Annotated in this window: 2 protein-coding genes; one reads left to right on the top strand and one right to left on the bottom strand. The window is 71.9% G+C overall.

The features are described 5' to 3' along the window. The coding region (locus DQW85_RS22555) for an AIR synthase related protein (RefSeq protein ID WP_240197357.1) at window positions 1-559 on the bottom strand (559 nt) is incomplete at its 3' end. Between the two features lie 215 nt (window positions 560-774). On the opposite strand from DQW85_RS22555, the gene DQW85_RS22550 reads away from it, so the two are divergent. Beyond that, the gene (locus tag DQW85_RS22550; RefSeq protein ID WP_113702162.1) at window positions 775-1008 is read left to right on the top strand and encodes an Lrp/AsnC family transcriptional regulator; all 234 of its coding nucleotides are present in this window, start codon (window positions 775-777) and stop codon (window positions 1006-1008) included. Window positions 1009-1133 lie beyond the last annotated feature (125 nt).

Genomic DNA, 1133 nt, shown 5'->3' with positions numbered 1-1133 from the left:
CGCCGGCCCCCAGCCGCGCCGCCTCCGGCCCGCGGGCGTACGGCGGGCGCGGCCGGCGATGCGCCTCCACGGCCTCCCAGAGCCCCGAACCGCCCCCGCCACGTCCGCCCTGAACACCCTGAACACCCTGAACGTCCTCAGGACGCGCCGGACCGCCCCGGCCAGGACTCCAGCCCGACTGCAGCAGGGCGAGTCCGGCCGCGGCGTGTCCCAGCCGCCCCGCGACGGCCACCACGTGACCGGGCCGGGCCCCGGCACGCGTCACCGGGGAACGCCCGCCGAGGTCGCCCAGGGCGGTCACTCCGAGGACGATCAGCTCGCACCGCGTGACGTCACCCCCGGCCACGCTCGCCCCGACCTCCGCGCATTCGTCGCGGAACCCGTCGGTCAGCGCGTCCAGCCACTCGACCGGCAGATCCGCGGGCATCCCCAGCCCGACCACCAGGGACGTCGGCACGGCGCCCATGGCGGCGACGTCGGCGAGGTTCTGGGCCGCCGCCTTCCGCCCGACGTCGTAGCCGCTGGACCAATCGCGGCGGAAGTGCCTACCCTCAAGCAAGAGGTCCGTCGAAACCACCACACGCCCATCAGGGGCGTTCACCATCGCGGCGTCGTCGCCGGGGCCGAGCAGCACAGCAGGGCCCTGCGGCAGACGTCCCGAAATACGACTCACCGCTCCGAATTCGCCAAGATCTCCTACTGTGATGACGCACCTCCTGACGCACACAGGGTACGGTGGCCCTTCGGTGTGATCCAATCGCCCGGGAGGACGTGATGGTGCAGGCCTACATCCTGATTCAGACCGAGGTCGGCAAGGCCGCGAACGTGGCCCATGAGATCTCCGCCATTCCGGGGGTCACACAGGCGGAGGACGTGACGGGCCCGTACGACGTGATCGTGCGCGCGGAGGCCCGCAACGTAGATGAGCTGGGCAAGCTCGTCGTGGCCCAGATTCAGGCAGTGGAGGGGATCACGCGTACCCTTACGTGTCCGATCGTCCATATCTGAGGTAGATCTTCTGATGCGTGTCGCCGCCGCCGCGCTCCTCGTGCTCGCGCTCGCCGGGTGCGGCGCCGTTCACGTGGAGCCGCCCGCCCCTCAGGGCGAGGCGGCCGCGGCGTGCCGCGCGCTCG

Source organism: Nonomuraea lactucae, from assembly GCF_003313395.1.
Taxonomy (GTDB): domain Bacteria; phylum Actinomycetota; class Actinomycetes; order Streptosporangiales; family Streptosporangiaceae; genus Nonomuraea; species Nonomuraea lactucae.
This window is presented reverse-complemented; position numbering and strand designations above follow the sequence as displayed.